Genomic DNA, 15,421 nt, shown 5'->3' on the forward strand with positions numbered 1-15,421 from the left:
ATGGCCAAACACAGTAAGTATTTGCAAAAAGAATCCAGCTTAATTCAAATGCTTGATCCTCTGTCCGCTGACTGGAATAACTCGCAGCGTTCAGGCCCCGACAATACCGCACACACTCTGGCGGCAGAAATTGACTTTTCCCGTTTAAACAGCCTGTTTGATCACTTTTTGCAGGCCATGGGCATTGCTATTGCGCTGGTTGGGCTGGACGGCAAAATCCTCGCCTCTTCTAAATGGCAGCGTGCCTGTATCCAGTTTCACCGGGCAAATGAAAGCAGCCGGCAACGTTGTCTTGAAAGTGATACCGACCTGGCAAGCCAGCTGCAACAAGGCAGCAATTATGCTTTATATAAATGCCGAAATGGCTTAACAGATTGCTCAAGCCCGCTGATTATTGATGAGATACATGTCGCCAATTTATTTATTGGCCAGTTTTTTCTGGCTGAACCCGATATCAGATTCTTTACCCAACAAGCGAAAGAACTGGGGTTTGATACCGAAAAATATCTTAGCGCAATAGCAGAAGTGCCAATAGTGGCCGAAGAAAAACTGCCGGCACTGCTGAACCTGCTAACGTCATTGGCCCAACAGATTGCTGAGCTGAGTATGGCTAATCAGCGATATGTTCGGACCATCAGTTCTGTTGGCAAGCAAGTCGCTGAACGGACTCAGGAGCTGGAGCTGCAAAACCTGATATTAAGCAAAATAAGTCAGGGTGCCAGCCTGATTGATATCTTAAACTGTATGGTACAACAAATTGAATTACTGCATCCCGAAATGCGTTGCTCAGTGTTGTTACTGGACAACAATGGTTTGGTTTTACGCCATGGCGCCGCGCCCTCACTGCCTGATTTTTACAATCAGGCCGTTGATGGCCTGGCCATTGGTATCGGCCAGGGGTCTTGCGGCACAGCTGCGTTTACCGGTGAGCCGGTAATTGTTGAAGACATTAACAGCCATCCATACTGGCAACCTTTTCTGGAATTAACTAAGGCGGCTAATCTGGCCGCCTGCTGGTCACAACCGATAAAAAATGCCGCCGGAAAAGTACTGGGTACCTTTGGTATCTATCACAGTGAACCCTGTCAGCCCACAGCCAGTCAGCGCCAGAAAATAAGCCAATACAGCAACCTGGCTGAACTGGCCATCGATCGCAGCTTATCGGCTGAAAAAATTCGCCGACTGGCGTTTTACGATGATTTAACTGGCCTGCCAAACCGGCGCTTACTGGAAGAGCGCCTGCAGCAGGCGATTATTAGCAGTAAACGCAGCAATAACTATTGTGTGATGATGTTTATCGACTTAGATAATTTCAAACCCGTCAATGATTTATATGGCCACAAAGCCGGTGATCAAGTGCTGTCTCAGGTGGCTGAGCGGATCAGACAAGTTGTGCGCGAAGCCGATACGGTAGGCCGTTTTGGCGGTGATGAGTTTATTGTGCTGCTCCATGAAGTCGCCAGCAGCGAAGTCCCTTGCAAACAGCGCGCCGAGCAGGTCGCAATAAAAATAGCGGCCACGATTAGTGAGCCGCTGCTTATCGGCACAGAAAACCCGCTAAGCCACCGCTGTACCAGCAGTATTGGCCTGGTGCTGTTCAGTGGCGAGCAGTTAGCCGCTGAGCTGTTGCTACGTCAGGCTGATGCGGCGATGTACCAGGCGAAAAGTCGGGGTAAAAACCAGCGTTGCTGGTATCAGCCCTGAGCGCTGGTTTTCAGCAGGCGCGCGGCCAACCGGACAAAGTCTGATGATGTCAGAATACCACTAATTTTATTATCAGCGTCAACCACCGGTAAGCAGCCATGGCGATTGGATACAAAATAATCAGCAACTTCAATCAATGGCTGCTCCGCGGTTACGGCGGCGAAATCAGTTGCCATTAACTCACTTACCAATACCTGTCTTTCTTTGCGTTCCAGCGCTGCAGCGCCATACTGAGCCATTAGCCCCATGACTTTGGCAATCATAATTTTCTGGGTCAGCATACCTGCCAATTCACCATTAGCGTCAATTACCGGAATATGCCGCACGTTCTTCTCGCGCATTAAGTCATGGGCATCTTTTAAGCTGTCACTGCGCAGCACGCACAGGGGATCAGCAGTCATTAATTCGGCAACGGTGGCAATAGTCATAAAAATAACTCCTTGTCAGATTAAAATCATTATCTGATTAAAGGTATAGCGAATATTTTAGAGTATTGCCTGATGCCAGATCACGTTTTATGGCAACAACCAACCGTTTTTAATTGATATTGTCAGTACAGCGGCAATGACCACTAAACCGCTGCTACTGAGCAACAGTACTAGTAACATCACTGCGTCTGGCAAAGATTTTCAAATAACGTGTTACTAAATTTCACAAAAGCAGACAGCAATAACAGTTATACTTAGCCCTGATATTTGATAAGGAGAGTCCATGTTTAAGCGCATGTTTCTGATGCTGATTATTGCTGGCCTGATTTTTGGCGGCATTTTCGGTTATAAGGCGGTTGGTAATTATTTTATGAACCAGTATTTTGACACTATGCCAATGCCGGTTGCCACTATTACCGCAACAACCGTCAGCACCGCCCAGTGGCAGCCGTTTGTCAGTGCGGTGGGCAGTTTTGCCGCAGTCAACAGTACTGAACTTTCCACTGAAGCCAGCGGCATTATTACCAGCATTCAATTCGATAATGGCAGTGAAGTTCGCCGCGGCGAGTTGCTGCTGACCCTGGACGACAGTGTGGATCAGGCAGATTTAACCCGGCTGACAGCGGCCAGTAAGCTGGCCGAGCTTGAACTGGACCGGTTACAAACCTTGCTACGGGACAAAGGTGTATCAGAGCTGGATGTCCGACGCCGGGAAAGCGAAGCCGCGCAGGCGCTTGCTGCTGTTAAGTCGCAGCAAGCACGCATTGCCCAGAAAACTATCCATGCGCCTTTTGATGGCATTACCGGTATTCGCCAGGTCAGCCTGGGCCAGCTGGTATCGCCCGGTGACAATGTGGTGTTGTTGCAATCGCTTGATCCGATTTATCTTAATTTCAGCTTGCCTGAGCAGCAACTTGCCAGCATAAACAAAGGCCAGCAACTGACCGTCAGCGTTGATGCCTGGACCGGCCAGCAATTCAGCGGCGAAATAACCGCTATTGCCCCGGCGGTGCGTCAGTCAAGCCGCAGTATTGAAGTGCAGGCGACTTTTGCTAACCCGGAGCATAAACTTCGGCCCGGCATGTTTGCCCGGGTACAAATGGACACCGGTGAAAGTAATCAGGTTACCCTGGTACCACAAACGGCGATTCAGTTTAATCCTTACGGTAATTCGGTTTTTTTAATCCGCGATACCGACGGCAAACTGACGGCTCATCAGCGTTTTGTCAGCACCGGTCAGAGCCGCGGCGACCTGGTTGCGATTACTGCTGGTCTTGAACCTGGCGACAGGGTCGCTACTTCGGGTTTGCTGAAACTACGTAACGGTGCTCAGGTTAAAATCAGCGACAATGAACTGGCAACACCCACTGCTGATCCTGCCCCAGAACCGGCCAACCAGTAAGGATTAATCATAATGCGCTTTACTGATGTATTTATTAATAAGCCTATTCTGGCGTCGGTTGTCAGCTTATTTATTATTTTACTGGGCCTGCGGGCCATTATGGACATGAATGTCCGGCAGTTTCCGGAAATTCAGAATGCGGTGGTAACAGTCAATACTGTCTATGTTGGTGCCGATGCCGATCTTATTCAGGGTTTTATCACCACGCCGCTGGAGCGGGAAATAGCCTCAGCAGAGGGTATCGATTATCTGGTGTCCACCTCGGTAGCCGGTTCCAGCAGCATTGAAGCCTTTTTACGGCTAGATTACGATCCGAATGAAGCACTGACCCAGATAGCCGCTCAGGTTAATAAAGTTCGCTCAGAGCTGCCTGAAAATGCCCGCGACCCGGTTATTTCTCTTAAGGTAGGCCAGGATACCGCGGCGATGTACCTGTCGTTTTATTCAGAAGTTTTAGGTAATAACCAGATCACCGACTACCTGGTGCGGGTGATTGAACCGCAACTGGCTACCATTCCGGGCGTGCAACGGGCAGAAATTCTGGGTGCCCGTACTTTTGCGATGCGAATTTGGCTCGACCCTGCAAAAATGGCGGCATTTGGGATTACCGGCTCAGATATCAGTAACGCTCTGCGCACGAATAATGTGCTGGCAGCACTTGGCCGCACCAAAGGCCAGATGGTCGCAGTGGATTTAAACGCTGCCACCGATTTACGCAGTGCAGAACAATTTGCCGACTTAGTGATAAGTGCTGACAGCAGCACGCTGGTGCGGTTAAAAGACGTTGCCACGGTTGAGCTTGGTGCTGAAAGCTATGACAGCTCAGTCAGCTTTAACGGCCTGGCGGCGACCTTTATGGGTATTGAGATATCGCCCGATGCTAATGCGCTGGATGTAATAGCGCAAGTCAGAACAGTATGGGATCGCGATATTATTCCGCAATTACCTGAAGGACTGGATGCCGACATCCCTTATGACTCTACCGAGTATATTGAAAACGCTATTGACGAAGTCGTTATTTCAATCGTGCTGGCGCTGGTCATCGTTATTCTGGTGATCTATGCCTTTTTAGGCTCAATGCGCAGTGTCATTATTCCGGCTGTGGCGATACCGGTATCGCTCATCGGTACCTTCTTTTTAATGTGGCTGCTGGGCTTTACCATTAACCTGCTCACCTTACTGGCGATGGTGCTGGCTATTGGTATTGTAGTCGATGATGCCATCATTATGCTGGAAAACATTCACCGCCATATTGAAGAGGGCAAATCACGAACAGAAGCTGCTATCCAGGGCGCCCGTGAACTGGCCTGGCCGATTATCACTATGTCTACTACCCTGGTTGCGGTGTTTTTACCTATCGGCTTTGTCGGTGGCTTAACCGGGGTATTGTTTGTTGAATTTGCCTTTACCCTGGCGGCCTCAGTGATTTTATCCGGGGTAGTCGCCCTGACCCTGTCGCCGGTGATGTGTGCCTATATTTTAAAAGGGCACCAAAGCGGCGACCAGGCGGAGAATTCGCTGGAACACTGGCTGGACCAACGCTTTGACAAGCTGAGAAACGGCTATCAGCGCCAGTTGCATGGCACTCTTAATTATCTGCCGGTGGTGCTGACGTTCGGTGCCATTGTGCTGGTGTCATGTTACTTTTTATTTGTCACCAGCCCGTCAGAACTGGAACCAGCAGAAGATCAGGGCTTTGTGTTCTCTATTCTGGAAGCCGACAGCTTTGCGACCCTCGATTATCTGGAAAGAAATACCAGCGAACTGAATAAGCTGAGCACTGTCGCCCCGGAAATTAAAAATATCTTCATTATTAACGGCACAGGCAGTACCAACAATGCGATTGCCGGTTTTGTGCTGGCACCGTGGGACCAGCGCGAGCGCACGACAGCCACAGTACTGGAGCAGGATATTCAGCCCTTTATGGCTGACCTGCCGGGCATTAACAGCTTTGCGCTGATCCCCCCTTCTCTGCCTTCGCCGGGTGGTGGTACGCCGGTCGAATTTATTGTTGGTTCAACCCAACCCTTTGCGGCGCTGCAAGAGGTGGTACAGGAAATGCTGGGCCGGGCGATGGCTTCTGGCCGATTTATTTTTGTCGACAGTGATTTAAAAATAAACCGGCCGCGGCAGACCGTGCAGGTCGACCGGGAAAAGGCCGCGCTGATGGGCGTGTCAATGCAGCAAATCGCTGCCGATCTGGGCAGTTTAATGTCAGGCGCCGATGCCGGTCGTTTTGCCCTGGATAACCGCTCATACCGGGTTATTCCGCAGGTAGCGCGCAGCGAGCGGTTAAACCCGCAGCAGCTGAAAGACTTTTATACCCGTAACCGTGAAGGTGAACTGGTTCCTCTGTCTGCCCTTGTCAGCTTAACTGAATCTGTGCAGCCACAGGCATTAAAAGGTTTCCAGCAGCTGAATGCAGTGAAGATATCAGGCGTACCGCGTCCGGGAGTACCGCTGGGTGAAGCGCTGGCAGTACTGGACCAGATCGCTGCCGAAGTAATGCCCGCGGGGTTCAGTGTTGATTACGCTGGTCAGTCACGTCAGTTCAAAGCCGAGGGACAGCAACTGGTTGTCACCTTCTTTTTTGCGCTGATCGTTATCTTCCTGATCCTGGCTGCCCAGTTTGAATCGTTTAAAAACGCCATCATCATTATGGTCACGGTGCCAATGAGTGTATGCGGGGCACTTATTTTTACCAGCCTGGGCTTTACCAGTATTAATATTTACACCCAGGTCGGGTTGCTGACTCTGGTAGGGCTGATTGCCAAGCACGGTATTCTGATTGTTGAATTTGCCAACCAGCTGCAAGTTGACGGGCGCAGCAAGCGTGCCGCAATTGAAGAAGCCACGGCTATCCGCTTGCGGCCAATTTTAATGACCACCGCTGCCACAGTGCTGGCCATGATCCCATTGCTGATAGCCACCGGTGCCGGTGCCGGCTCCCGCTATGCTATGGGCCTGGTTATCGCCAGTGGCATGACCATCGGTACGCTGTTTACCCTGTATGTGGTGCCGGCCATGTACCTGCTGCTGGCGCGAGATTATCAGTTACAGCCAGAGCCCGGCGCTGCAACAGCAGTCAGCCATAGTGAGTAGCAACTAACCGCCATCCAGGTCAGTTCATAAAGCCTGTCAGCGCGTGCTGACAGGCTTTTTTTTGACCAGACTGATCGTTTTTCGCTGCCGTCACGTTAATAGCACCGACAACTTTGTCCTGAACAATGTAACAGAAGGAAACATTATGAGAGTCTCACAATTACTTACCGGTTCGCTGTTGCTCGCTTCGTTTATGCTGACTGTGCAGGCGCACAATCACAAAAAATCTGCTGATATTGTTGATACTGCCGTTGCTGCAGGCGATTTTTCTACACTGGTTACTGCGGTTAAAGCCGCTGATTTAGTCGACACCTTAAAAGGTAAAGGCCCGTTTACTGTTTTTGCCCCGAACGATGCTGCATTTGCCAAAATTCCAGCAGCTGACTTAAATGCATTACTTGCCGATAAAGCCGCATTAAGTAAAGTACTTACCTACCATGTAGTAGCAGGTAAAGTGATGGCGGCTGATGTAGTAAAAATGGACTCTGCCACTACGGTGCAGGGCCAGGATGTGACTATTGAAGTTAAAATGGGCAAAGTCTACGTCAATGGCGCGGAAGTTATCGCTACCGATATCAAAGCCAGCAATGGTGTGATCCATGTGCTGGACAGTGTCATTATGCCAAAAATGTAACTTGCGTTTTGGAACGCTTTTAAACTTGCGCTTTGAAATTAGTGCTCTGTGATCACCGGTGGGGCTGCTTTAGCCCTGCCGGCTGTTAACGAACTGCCAAGCGATGCCACAATCACCAGTAAAATCGCCAGCCATTGCCACACCGTTAGTAGCTCCGCCAGAAACAGCAATCCTGCCAATGCGGCGATAGCCGGCTCCATACTCATAAAGACACTGAAGTTCTGTGATGTCATATGCCGCAGCGCCACCATCTCGAGCGAATAAGGGACCGCACTGGATAAAATACCCACCAGCAAACCAAGGGGTAACACCTGCCAGCTCAGTAGTGCCATGCCCTGGGTTATTGCCCCTGCCGGCACCAGTACCAGTGCAGCTACGGTCATCCCGAGCGCCACTGTAATGCCGCCTGAAGCTTGCGAACCGGTCTTTTTACCAAACAGAATATAGCCTGCCCAGCAGGCACCGGCAGCTAACGCCAGCATGACTCCGAGCGGATCCAACGCTTCAGCGCCGCGCATGTCTGGCAATAACAGTAAGATGCCGGCAACAGCACAGCCGACCCAGAATAAATCCCGTTTACGCCGGGATGCCAGCAAGGCAACCGCCAGTGGCCCGGTAAATTCCAGTGCCACCCCTATTCCCAACGGAATACGGGCTATCGCCAGATAGAACAGAATATTCATGCCCCCTAAACACAGCCCGTACACAATAATAGCCTGCCAGTCACGGCCCTTTGGTAACGCCCGCCAGGGCCGGAACACCAGCCACAGCACTATGGCAGAGAAACCCAGACGCAAAGCAGTTGTGCCGTCGGGCCCAATCAACGGAAACAGCTGCTTCGCCAGCGAGGCACCGCTTTGAATGGTGATCATGGCCAGCAGCACAGAGCCAATTGCCAGCAGTAAGGTTTTATCAACAGTGCGCGCCATAGCAGCAGTCCGGATCGGGTCATCAAGCGGGAGCATTATATTACCTGACACTGCCCCATCTTGCAGCAGCCTGCCTTGTTTTAGTTCAGCGAAAAGGCCCCCTGCAAAAAGCAAGTCGGTTAAAGCGTCACAGATAATTCAAACAGGTGTAATGAGTTAGCTGCAAACTGCTGTAAGCGATACGGCCAGCAGCCAACTGGCACAGGATCTGCTTAGTTTAAGGTAACCGACTTATTGCCTTTCCGGTTTTCTGTGATTGAGGACAACAAATGAGTAAGCTGACCTTACGAAATCATCCAATGCGTGATGTGCTGGACAAAGAGCTTCGCCAGCGCACTTTTCCGGCACTCAGTGCGCCGTGCCGCTTATGTCATTTTACTTTTACCGTAGCAAATGCGTCGCGCCAGCTTGAATTTAACCTGATGCAGCAGCAGGCAGAGCAGCAAGGCGCGCATTTAACACAGACGGATCAGGATCTGAATATCTCATTGTTTGCCGGTACATTGCGCTGGGAGCGCCATGGCGAGTTTTCCAGCTATACCTTTATTCAACCCGGCACGGCACCGGCACTGTTTGATGATCCGCTTAGCTTCCTGCCCAGTCGCGACTGGTTTGATGAACTGCCAGGCCAGGTGTTCAGGGTGGTACAGCTAACGGTTATTCCGGCCGCTGCGCTACCGGCAAAAGGAGAAATCAGCCGGTATTTTAATGATGAAACCTGTATCAGCAGCATGCTGGCCAACGAAAAAGCCAGGATTTGGACCGATTTCCAAAAACATGCCGAGGGTGCCGGCCGGTTGCTGCTGGTTGACTATGGCCTGAGCCCCGCCCGGCTTGGCAGGTTGGCTCAGCAGTTATTTGATCTCGGCAACTACCGGAAACTGGCGTTGCTGGGCTGGCCGGTGGCCCGCCAGGCCCTGCATAAACTGAATAATCTGGAGCAACAGTTATCCGGGCTGACCGAGCGCATGGAGCAGGAGCGGGATAACGACGAGCCTTTACTAAACCAAATCAGTCAGCTTGCCGCCCAGACCGAACATTTAATTGCCGAAACCAGTTCCCGGCTGGCGGCAACCGCGGCTTACTACCAACTGACTCAGGACAGACTGAAAGCGCTGGATGAAACGCCAATCAGCGATTTAATTTCGCTGCAGGATTTTACCGAACGCCGGCTGACCCCGGCATTTCGCACCAGTGAGTCAGTCCAGGCCCGCCAGACGGCGTTAAGTTCGCGGCTTGGTCGCTCGACCGAACTGTTGCGCACCCGGATAAACCTAAAACTCGAGCAGCAAAACCAGCAACTGCTGGTTTCGATGGATAAAAAGGCCCGGCAACAGCTGAAACTGCAACAAGTAGTGGAAAGTCTGTCGTTTGTTGCCATCAGTTACTACGGCGTACAGTTGGCAGATAAAGCATTGCATACCGCTGCATTCTGGCTGCCGGCACTTAATGTCAGCCTGTGGCGCAGCATCAGCCTGCCACTGGTATTACTGACCGTAGCCTTGCTGTTATGGTTTTTGAGCAGACAGCTGAAAAACGATAACAGCCCGTGAATGACCCGCTTGAGATTTGACTGGCTTAGTGCTTTACTGGCGATCTCAGATCAGATGGATAAAAGCAATTGCGACCTTTTACTGCAAAAATCTGCTGGTGCTGGTTATTGCTGTGCCTGCCTTTACAGTGCGCGGCACAGCAGAGCACAGATAATGACGTTGCCAAAGAACCTAAGCGCCAGCTGAAACTCAGCCCCGAAAGCGCTCAGCCGGTAGCCGCTAAAGCCGCTGCTGCCAAAAGTATTGCCGTATTTAAGTCCAGCCAGGCCAATGGCACCGTGCTGTTCTCCGACAGACGACCAGTGAACCGGCCTTATCAGCAACTGCATTTTGATTGTTTTGCCTGCGATCCCAATTCGGCTGTCAACTGGCATAAAACACCGTTGTTCGTCCGCCAGTATAACCGGATTATTGACAAAGTGGCGCTGGAGCAGCAACTTGAACCTGCGCTTATCCGGGCAGTCATTCACGCTGAATCAGCGTTTCAGGCTGCTGCCTTATCTAAACGGGGTGCTATTGGTTTAATGCAGTTAATGCCTGATACCGCAGCGATGCTGGGCGTCAGTGATCCATTATCGCCAGAGCAGAATATTCAAGGGGGTAGTAGCTACCTGGCCAGTTTGCTGAAACAATATAATGGTGACTTAAGCCTGAGCCTGGCCGCCTACAACGCCGGACCGGGCAATGTCAGGCGCCATCAGGGTGTGCCGCCGTTTGCCGAAACACAGGCTTATATTAAACGGGTGTTAATCCTGCATAAGCGCTATAAACAAGCCGCCTGACGGCGGCGTGTTTGCTGGCAATAATACAAAGCCGTTGGGGTTTATTTGTCGTCTTTATTTTCAAAACCTTCCAGCGTAACACCGGATAAAAAGCCGGCACCTTTGGTTTCGTTATTACGCAGTTTTATCATCAGACGTAAATCGTTTGGTGAGTCAGCATGGTGAATGGCGTCGGCGTAGCTGATATCGCCGCGCTGATACATATCGTACAGCGCCTGGTCAAAGGTTTGCATGCCCAGCTCACGGGATTTACTCATTACCGCTTTAATTTCGCCTACTTCACCACGGGCAATTAAATCGGCCACCAGTGGCGAATTTAACAGTACCTCTATTGCCGCAACCCGGCCCTGACCATCGGCGGTTGGGATAAGCTGCTGCGCCACTATTGCCCGTAAATTCAGAGATAAGTCAAAACGCAGTTTATCGTGCATTTCTTTTGGCACTAAATGCATTATCCGGTCAATCGCCTGGTTAGCATTATTGGCGTGCAGAGTGGCAATACATAGATGGCCGGTTTCAGCGAACGACAATGCATACTCCATGGTGTCCTGGCTGCGGATCTCACCAATCAGGATGACATCCGGCGCCTGGCGTAACGAGCTTTTCAGCGCGGCTTCAAATGATTCGGTATCAATACCAACTTCGCGCTGGGTTACCAGGCTTTTCTGGTGCTCATGAACAAATTCTATTGGATCCTCAATGGTCAGAATATGGCCTTTGGAGTTTTTATTGCGATAGCCCAGCAAGGCCGCCAGCGAGGTTGATTTACCAGTACCGGTACCACCGACAAACAACACCAGGCCCCGCTTTGACATAATAATGTCTTTTAAAATCGGCGGCAGGCCCAGCTCATCAGCGTTGGGGATAGTAGTAACAATGCGCCGTACCACCATCCCGGCCTGATCCCGTTGCCAGAACGCCGAGATCCGGAACCGGCCGGCATCATTGGCAATAGCAAAGTTACACTCTTTGCTGCTATTGAACTCATGCTGCTGTTTTTGATTCATCGCATCCAGCACCAGCTCCAGTGAGGCAGCATCGGTCAGTGGCGTATCATCAATCGGGGTCATCTCACCATTTATCTTTGCGGCGACCGGCATGCCGGCCGTAACAAACATATCTGAGGCACCCATTTTTACCATTTTGGTTAAAAAATCTGTCAGTTCCATTCCGTTAATTCCAATCGGTCAATGCCAAGCCGCTACAGCTAAAGTACGGCTTTAAATGCGCCCCATAGCGCCAAAGGTGTTCTTATCCTGAGCTTTGGTTTGCGCATCTTTTTGCGACACCAAGCCCCGGTTCACCAGATTCAGCAGGCACTGATCCATGGTTTGCATACCATGGGCTGCACCGGTCTGAATAACAGAATACATCTGGGCAATTTTGTCTTCGCGAATTAAATTACGGATAGCCGGCACCCCGACCATAATCTCATGGGCGGCAATCCGGCCACCGCCAATTTTCTTCAGCAGGGTTTGGGAAATAACCGCCCGCAGCGATTCGGATAACATCGAGCGCACCATATCTTTCTCTTCACCCGGGAACACATCGATAATCCGGTCAATGGTTTTAGGGGCAGAGGTGGTGTGCAGCGTGCCAAATACCAGGTGACCGGTCTCAGCCGCGGTCATCGCCAGGCGGATGGTTTCCAGATCCCGTAATTCACCGACCAGAATCACATCCGGATCTTCCCGCAGTGCCGAGCGCAATGCATTGCTGAAACTATGGGTATCGCGGTGAACTTCGCGCTGGTTTACCAGGCAAAGTTTGTTGTTATGGACAAATTCAATCGGATCTTCGATGGTTAAAATATGGTCGTGGCGCATGGTGTTTATATAATCAACCATCGCTGCCAGGGTGGTACTTTTACCAGAACCGGTTGGTCCTGTTACCAGCACCAGACCACGCGGATTTTCAGAAATGGTCTTGAAAATATCCGGCGCGCCCAAATCATCTAAGGTAAGGACTTCGCTCGGGATAGTCCGGAATACCGCCGAAGCACCGCGGTTCTGGACAAAGGCATTAACCCGGAACCGCGCCAGGTTAGGAACTTCGAATGAAAAATCTGATTCAAGCTTTTCTTCGTATTCTTTACGCTGTTTGTCGGTCATAATTTCGTATACCAGCGCATGAACTTCTTTATGGGTTAAAGGCGGTATATTCAGTTTACGCACATCGCCGTCAACCCTGATAAGGGGCGGCACTCCAGCGGAAAGGTGTAAATCTGATGCCTTATGCTCAACACTAAAGGCTAATAATTCGGTAATATCCATGACAATATCTACTCCGGCTTGCCAACAAATATGAATAACATAGCAGAACAACTGAGCGCCGCCTATCAGAACATTTCAGAAAATTGCGCTAAGCTCAGCCGGGATCCGGCCGGCGTGCGATTGATAGCGGTAAGCAAAACCAAGCCGGTTGAGGCAGTCGCTTCAGCCTATCAGGCCGGGCAGCGCCAGTTTGGTGAGAATTATCCACAGGAGCTGGTTGCCAAAGCAGAGCAACTGGCTGCGTTACCAGATATACAGTGGCATTTTATCGGGCCATTGCAGTCAAACAAAACCCGGCTGGTGGCCGAGCACGCCAGCTGGGTGCACAGTGTTGACCGGCTGAAAATAGCTGAGCGGTTAGCAGCGCAGCGCCCTGCTTCCCTTCAGCCGTTGCAGGTATTGCTGCAGATAAATATCAGTGCTGAAGACAGCAAAGCCGGCATCAGTGCCGACATGCTGCCAGAGTTAGCGCAAGCCGTTGCTGAATTACCCGGCTTAACGCTGCGCGGACTGATGGCAATACCGGCACCCGGTGACAGCAAGCGGGCGTTTGCGGCGATGCAAAAGCTGTCAGAAAACCTGCAGCAACAACACCCTGGCGCAACAGAGCTGTCAATGGGCATGTCTGACGACTGGCCGCTGGCTCTGCAATATGGCGCAACTATGATACGATTAGGCACCGCAATTTTTGGCGCAAGGACTTATGAAAGAAATGAATGACAATACCGTTGCCTTTATCGGCGCAGGCAATATGGCACGCTGTGTAATTGCCGCCATGGTAAATGCCGGCTACCCACCCGCTAATGTTATCGCTGCTAACCGCAGCCAGCCCAAGCTGACTGCGCTGGCTGCCGATTACGGCATCAACACCACGCTGGACAATATTGAGGCCGTAACCAAAGCGGATATTATTGTGCTGGCGGTAAAACCACAAATGATGCAGGACTTGTGTGAACAACTACTGCAACAAGCCCCGGAAATTCAGGAAAAGTTGTTTGTAACAATAGCCGCTGGCATTGAAGTAAAACGGTATGAGCAGTGGCTGGGCCAGGTGAGATTAGTCCGTGCTATGCCTAATACCCCGTCGCTGGTTGGCCAGGGCGTTACCGGCTTGTTTCCCAGCCGTTGCTCGAACTATGAGCGCGCCTTTGTTGATCATATGTTCAGCGGCACCGGCATGAATGTCTGGCTGGAAACCGAAGCGCAAATCAACCACATTATTGCCGTTACCGGCAGCTCACCGGCGTATTTTTTCTTTTTTATGCAGTCGATGCAGCAGGTAGCCGAAAAGCTGGGCTTCGCGCCTGAGCAGGCTAAAGCCATGGTTGCTAAAACTGCTTTGGGTGCGGCAACGATGGCACTGCAAAGTGAAGAAAGCTTTGCCCAGCTGCGGGCCAATGTTACGTCAAAAGGCGGTACCACCCATGAAGCGGTAACCACTTTTGCTGAGCAGGGCTTGGAAAAGATGGTTGAAGACGCCATGTATGCCGCTATCAAACGTGCCGAAGAAATGGCCAAACAAATCTAAGTTGCCGGAGAGCCGATAATGCAGGCGATGCTGTTTTTAATTAATACTGCTTTTAACTTACTGCTGATGATCGTTATTCTGCGGGTATGGCTGCAACTGGCCAGAGCTGACTTTTACAACCCATTCAGCCAGTTTATTGTTAAAGCCACCAATCCGGCGGTATTGCCGTTACGCCGGCTGATCCCCAGCATCGGCAAACTTGACACCGCCACGGTGGTGTTGGCGTATCTGGTGGCAGTAGCTAAACTTATCGTATTGCAACTGGTGCTGGTTGGCAGTATTCAGATACCGGTAACCTTTATCAGTGGTTTGGTGGTTGTGATAAAAGAAACCCTGAATTTACTGTTCTGGATCCTGATTATCCGGGCCTTGCTAAGCTGGTTCAGCCAGGGCAATAACCCGATAGAACTGGTTATGCATCAGCTGACAGAGCCGCTGCTGCGGCCGGTCCGGCGGATTATCCCGCCTATGGGCGGTTTGGATTTGTCGGTCTTAGTACTGATTATTGCAATTCAGTTTATTAATCTGTTACTCAGTGATGTGTTCCGGGGCTTGTAATTCCGTAGCGTATGGTTCCAGAGCTTACGCTTAGGACCGGGTCAGCAAGTTAACCATGCAACAGGAGTGATTATATGAAAACGTCAGGTTATTCAGCACTACTATTTGGTTTGTTCACTTTGCTGGCGAGCGCACAGCTAAGCGCAGAACAAATGAAGCAGTTAGGCAACTGGGATGTCCATTATATGGCGCTTCCTGCCACTTTTTTAACGCCGGAAGTTGCAGTGGAATATGGCATTCAGCGCAGTAAGTTTAATGGCGTTATTAATATTTCGGTACTGGACAGCAAAACCCAGCAAGCGCAACAGGTCGCCATAAGCGGTATCGCGAAAGATTTATTTGGCCGCCAGCGTCAACTGGAGTTTAACCAGGTAACAGAAGGCGATGCAGTTTATTATCTGGCAACAGTGCCATATCAGAACGAGCAGCTGTATAATTTTACCATTAACGTTGGTCAGGGCGAGCAGCAACAGCAGCTGACATTCAGCCATACGTTTTTTGTAGATTAAACATATTACTTATCATTTA

The 15,421-nt window shown here is 50.7% G+C and carries 14 protein-coding genes; 10 read left to right on the forward strand and 4 right to left on the reverse strand.

The window, feature by feature from the left end; genetic code table 11:
* Positions 1-48 precede the first annotated feature (48 nt).
* Positions 49-1,704: a PocR ligand-binding domain-containing protein gene (locus tag R3187_RS02690; RefSeq protein ID WP_318965153.1), complete on the forward strand. Its 1,656-nt coding sequence runs from the start codon at positions 49-51 to the stop codon at positions 1,702-1,704.
* Here R3187_RS02690 and R3187_RS02695 read toward each other — a convergent pair.
* Entirely contained in the window at positions 1,695-2,132 is a 438-nt protein-coding gene (locus R3187_RS02695; RefSeq protein ID WP_318965154.1) for an HPP family protein, read from the reverse strand. The genes R3187_RS02690 and R3187_RS02695 overlap by 10 nt on opposite strands.
* Before the next feature lie 283 nt (positions 2,133-2,415).
* On the opposite strand from R3187_RS02695, the gene R3187_RS02700 reads away from it, so the two are divergent.
* From R3187_RS02700 to R3187_RS02710, 3 genes are all read left to right on the forward strand, one after another.
* Positions 2,416-3,534 carry an efflux RND transporter periplasmic adaptor subunit gene (locus R3187_RS02700; RefSeq protein ID WP_318965155.1) on the forward strand — a complete coding sequence of 373 codons (1,119 nt, stop codon included), beginning with the start codon at positions 2,416-2,418 and terminating at the stop codon, positions 3,532-3,534.
* Between the two features lie 12 nt (positions 3,535-3,546).
* On the forward strand, positions 3,547-6,636 hold the full coding sequence (locus tag R3187_RS02705; RefSeq protein WP_318965156.1) for an efflux RND transporter permease subunit: 3,090 nt from the start codon (positions 3,547-3,549) through the stop codon (positions 6,634-6,636).
* Positions 6,637-6,781: 145 nt separating this feature from the next.
* Entirely contained in the window at positions 6,782-7,270 is a 489-nt protein-coding gene (locus tag R3187_RS02710; protein ID WP_318965157.1) for a fasciclin domain-containing protein, read from the forward strand.
* Positions 7,271-7,308: 38 nt separating this feature from the next.
* Here R3187_RS02710 and R3187_RS02715 read toward each other — a convergent pair whose 3' ends face one another.
* Positions 7,309-8,235, reverse strand: a complete 927-nt coding sequence (locus R3187_RS02715) for a DMT family transporter (RefSeq protein WP_318965158.1) — start codon at positions 8,233-8,235, stop codon at positions 7,309-7,311.
* Between the two features lie 233 nt (positions 8,236-8,468).
* On the opposite strand from R3187_RS02715, the gene R3187_RS02720 reads away from it, so the two are divergent.
* Both R3187_RS02720 and R3187_RS02725 read left to right on the forward strand, forming a co-directional pair.
* Positions 8,469-9,752, forward strand: coding sequence for a DUF3422 domain-containing protein (locus tag R3187_RS02720; RefSeq protein ID WP_318965159.1), 1,284 nt, complete (start codon positions 8,469-8,471; stop codon positions 9,750-9,752).
* Positions 9,753-9,820: 68 nt separating this feature from the next.
* Positions 9,821-10,534, forward strand: coding sequence for a lytic transglycosylase domain-containing protein (locus R3187_RS02725; RefSeq protein ID WP_318965160.1), 714 nt, complete (start codon positions 9,821-9,823; stop codon positions 10,532-10,534).
* A 41-nt stretch (positions 10,535-10,575) separates the two neighbouring features.
* Here R3187_RS02725 and R3187_RS02730 read toward each other — a convergent pair whose 3' ends face one another.
* A complete protein-coding gene (locus tag R3187_RS02730) occupies positions 10,576-11,703 on the reverse strand; it encodes a PilT/PilU family type 4a pilus ATPase (RefSeq protein ID WP_318965161.1) in 1,128 nt (375 codons plus the stop codon).
* A 51-nt stretch (positions 11,704-11,754) separates the two neighbouring features.
* On the reverse strand, positions 11,755-12,807 hold the full coding sequence (locus tag R3187_RS02735; RefSeq protein WP_318965162.1) for a type IV pilus twitching motility protein PilT: 1,053 nt from the start codon (positions 12,805-12,807) through the stop codon (positions 11,755-11,757).
* Between the two features lie 30 nt (positions 12,808-12,837).
* Between R3187_RS02735 and R3187_RS02740 the strand changes: the two genes are divergently transcribed.
* The 4 genes from R3187_RS02740 to R3187_RS02755 all read left to right on the forward strand — a co-directional run bounded on the left by R3187_RS02740 (position 12,838) and on the right by R3187_RS02755 (position 15,402).
* The gene (locus R3187_RS02740; protein WP_318965163.1) at positions 12,838-13,527 is read left to right on the forward strand and encodes a YggS family pyridoxal phosphate-dependent enzyme; all 690 of its coding nucleotides are present in this window, start codon (positions 12,838-12,840) and stop codon (positions 13,525-13,527) included.
* Positions 13,511-14,335 carry a pyrroline-5-carboxylate reductase gene (proC, locus tag R3187_RS02745; protein ID WP_318965164.1) on the forward strand — a complete coding sequence of 275 codons (825 nt, stop codon included), beginning with the start codon at positions 13,511-13,513 and terminating at the stop codon, positions 14,333-14,335. Before R3187_RS02740 ends, proC begins: the two co-directional genes overlap by 17 nt.
* Positions 14,336-14,353: 18 nt before the next feature.
* On the forward strand, positions 14,354-14,893 hold the full coding sequence (locus R3187_RS02750; protein ID WP_318965165.1) for a YggT family protein: 540 nt from the start codon (positions 14,354-14,356) through the stop codon (positions 14,891-14,893).
* A 74-nt stretch (positions 14,894-14,967) separates the two neighbouring features.
* A complete protein-coding gene (locus R3187_RS02755; protein WP_318965166.1) occupies positions 14,968-15,402 on the forward strand; it encodes a DUF4426 domain-containing protein in 435 nt (144 codons plus the stop codon).
* The last annotated feature ends 19 nt before the right edge of the window (positions 15,403-15,421 follow it).

Source organism: Arsukibacterium sp. (genome assembly GCF_033721375.1).
Taxonomy (GTDB): domain Bacteria; phylum Pseudomonadota; class Gammaproteobacteria; order Enterobacterales; family Alteromonadaceae; genus Alishewanella.